We start from the raw sequence: 3,195 nt of genomic DNA, 5'->3' as shown, positions 1-3,195 counted from the left end.
GGAGTTGACGGTGTTGGTGAGCCGGTATCGCACGCACGAGAACCTGCACGGGCAGTTCATGTTGGCCCTGCACCGCTCCGGCCGCCGCGGCGAGGCCCTCAGCGTCTACCAGCGGCTGCGGACCACCCTGGTACGCGAACTCGGCATAGAGCCCTCGGCGGCCCTGCGCCGGCTCCAGCGGTCGATCCTGATGACCGGGCCCGAACGCCCCCTGGAATCCACCGAGACGCCCAAGAGGCGACTGGCTCAGGTGGGCTGACAGGTCATCGCACGGTCTTTGTGCGCTCATTACCCCGAGGCTGCCGGAACCCCACTCCGGAAAAGCACGGACAGCACTGCGGAAAAACTGCCGCGGGAGCCCCCGAGAAAAGGTCATCATCACCAATGAAGGGGCTCCCACCAGCGGAAACCCACCCAACCGCGCACCAGTGCGGAGGGCCGCTCGACGCAGGCTCAAGAATTCGGTGACCTTGCCCGGGGCCCCGTTACCGTGATCGGGTCGAATGCTGAAATCCGAGTGTCGCGCGACGAATTGCGGAGGGGAGACGGGAGACCGTGAAGATTCAGATTCTGGGACCTTTGAGTGCCGAGGTCAACGGAGGATCGATCGTTCCCACGGCGGGCAAGCCGTGTCAGATCCTGGCGCTCCTCGCGCTCTACCCGGGCCGGGTGATGCCCGTGCCGACCCTCATGGAGGAGATCTGGGGCACCGACCTGCCACAGAGCGCGCTCACCACCCTGCAGACGTACATCCTCCAACTGCGCCGCCGGCTCGGCACGGCCATGGGGCCGGGAGCCCCCGGCTCGGCGAAGGACATCCTCGCCACCCGGCACGGCGGATACCTGCTTCAGATCCCCCCGGAGTCCGTGGACGTCCACACGTACGAGACCCTCGTGGCCGGCGGCCAGAACGCCTTCGACCAGGGCGACGACGAGACCGCGGCGGACCTGCTGCGCAGGGCGCTCGCCCTGTGGCAGGGGCCGGCGCTGGTCGACGTACGGGTCGGCCCGATCCTCGACATCGAGGTCCTGCGGCTCGCGGAGAGCCGACTCGTCACCACGGAACGGCGGATCGACGTCGACCTGCGACTGGGCAGGCACACGGAACTCCTCGCGGAACTCGCCGAACTGATCGCCCGGCACCCGCAGCACGAAGGACTGCACTCGCAGGCGATGGTCGCGCTCTACCGATCGGGGCGGCAGGCGAAGGCGCTGGACGTCTTCCGGCGGCTGCGGACACGACTCATCGACGAACTGGGCGTGGAGCCGTCGCAGCAGCTGCAACGGCTGCACCAGGCGATGCTGAAGGTGGACCCGGCGCTGGACGTGGCGGCGGGGCCGCGGAGGTCTTCGACGTTCGACCTGTACGCCGCGTAGCCCTTCGGGGGTTGCGCGGGGCGGGGGTTGTGCGGCGCGGTGCGGGTGGGCCGGGCCGCGGCCGGGGGTGCGGGGCTCCGCCCCGGACCCCGCGCCTCAAACGCCGGCGGGGCTGAGATGGGCCGGCGGGGCTGAGATGGGCCGGCCGGGCTGGGAGTGCCCGGCGGGGCTGAGATGGGCCGGCCGGGCCAGGGGGCGTTGAGTGGTGCTCCAGGGAGGGTGGTCAGGCTCGGGGTACCCGGGTCGCGTTCGCGTGCTCGCGGACGAGGAGAGGGGTACACCCATGGACCGGCTGGAACTCACCGACCTGACGCGGATCCTGCGCGCATGGGGAGGTGAGGAGGAGGGCGTCGAGCTGGACGACGACGTCCGCGACCTGTACTGGGTGGAGCTCGGCTACGACTGCCTTTCCGTCCTCCAGACCACCGGATACCTGGAGCAGCGGTTCGACATCGCCTTCGACGAGGAGGCCATGGAGTACGCCGACACCCCGCGCCGCTACCTCGACCTGGTCAACCACGTGCTGGGTTCCCGCGCCGCGGTCTGAGGTCGCGCCCCGGAACTCCACTCGGAGTCCAGGAAGCTTCCTGCGGATACGGACAGGCTCTGCATCAAGCGTTGAGAGAGGGTGTCTGATGTCTGTCGAACGAGTGCACCGGATGACACACGCGGTGGACGTCGCCGCACCGGCCGGCGTCCTGTACGCCCTGGTGGCCGACACCGCCCAGTGGCCGCTGCTGGTACCGGACACCGTCCATGTCGAGCCGTGGGACTTCGACGGCAGCCGGGAACGGTTCTCCCTGTGGGACACCCGCGACGGGACCGTGCGGTCGTCGTTGTGGCGGCGGACCCTGGACCCCGAACGGCGGCGGATCGACTTCCGCCAGGAGGTTCCCGCGGCGCCCGTCACCTCCGCGGGCGGCAGTTGGACGGTACGGCAGCTCGCCCCGGGCTGGTCGCGGCTGACCCTGGAGCAGGACTTCACCGTCGCCGGCAACCGCGGGTCCGACGTCGAGCGGGCCCGCGCCGACGTCGAGCGCGGCGGGCGGATCATGCTCGACCGGCTGCGCGAGGCCGCCGAGCGCTGGGAGCGGCTCGACGCGCTGACGATGAGCTTCGAGGACTCGGTCCGCTTCGACGGACCGGGCGAACCGGTCGGCGCCTTCCTGTACGACGTGGCCTCCTGGTCCGGCCGGGTCCCGCACATCGCGCGCGTCGACGTCGTCGAGGACCGCCCGGGGGTGCAGCGCGCCACCACGCACAGGCTGACCGCCGACGGCTCCGTCCACACGACGGAGTCCGTACGCGTGTCCTTCCCGGCGGCCGGCCGCACCGTCTACAAGGAGACCGTGCCGTCGCCGCTGCTGGCCGCGCACACGGGGGAGTGGTCGATCGTCCCGGACGAGACCGGGGTCACCGTGCTCTCCCTGCACCACGTGCTCCTGGACGAGCGGATGGTGGAACGCGTCCTCGGCCCCGACGCCGACCTGTCGCAGGCGCGCCGGTACGTCCGCGAGAGCCTCGGCCGGGAGAGCGCGGCCACCTTCGAGCAGGCCCGCGCGTACGCGCGAAGCGCCGTCAGGGGCCTGCGGGCGCTCTGAGCGCCGGACCGCGAGCGGAGGTCCGGCGCCCCTTCGCGCCGATCACCCGCCCAGGACCGTCCAGGTGTCGCTGCCGGTGAGGAGGGCGGAGAGATCCGCCTTCCCCTGCTGCGCGATGGCGGTGTCGAGTTGGTCGGCCATGAGGGTGTCGTAGACGGGGCGTTGGACGCTGCGCAGGACTCCGATGGGGGTGTGGTGGAGGGTGTCGGGGTCGGCG

At 71.0% G+C, this 3,195-nt stretch carries 4 protein-coding genes and 1 pseudogene; 4 read left to right on the top strand and 1 reads right to left on the bottom strand.

Annotation, left to right across the window (positions count from 1 at the left end):
- From ADK55_RS12280 to ADK55_RS12265, 4 genes are all read left to right on the top strand, one after another.
- Window positions 1–259: BTAD domain-containing putative transcriptional regulator (locus tag ADK55_RS12280; protein WP_267887345.1), on the top strand; the 259-nt coding region annotated here is incomplete at its 5' end.
- A 296-nt stretch (window positions 260–555) separates the two neighbouring features.
- Complete coding sequence (locus ADK55_RS12275; RefSeq protein ID WP_053677972.1) at window positions 556–1,377, top strand: AfsR/SARP family transcriptional regulator; 822 nt, start codon at window positions 556–558, stop codon at window positions 1,375–1,377.
- A gap of 283 nt (window positions 1,378–1,660) precedes the next feature.
- Window positions 1,661–1,924, top strand: a complete 264-nt coding sequence (locus tag ADK55_RS12270) for a hypothetical protein (protein ID WP_053677970.1) — start codon at window positions 1,661–1,663, stop codon at window positions 1,922–1,924.
- An 88-nt stretch (window positions 1,925–2,012) separates the two neighbouring features.
- A complete protein-coding gene (locus ADK55_RS12265) occupies window positions 2,013–2,978 on the top strand; it encodes an aromatase/cyclase (RefSeq protein WP_053677968.1) in 966 nt (321 codons plus the stop codon).
- Between the two features lie 42 nt (window positions 2,979–3,020).
- On the opposite strand, the pseudogene ADK55_RS37600 reads toward ADK55_RS12265, so the two are convergent.
- A pseudogene (locus tag ADK55_RS37600) lies at window positions 3,021–3,195 on the bottom strand (2-oxoacid:ferredoxin oxidoreductase subunit beta); the annotation flags it as partial.

The sequence above is a fragment of the Streptomyces sp. WM4235 genome, from assembly GCF_001279725.1.
Taxonomy (GTDB): Bacteria; Actinomycetota; Actinomycetes; order Streptomycetales; family Streptomycetaceae; genus Streptomyces.
The sequence above is the reverse complement of the archived record's forward strand: the minus strand, read 5'-3'. Positions and strand labels throughout refer to the sequence as shown.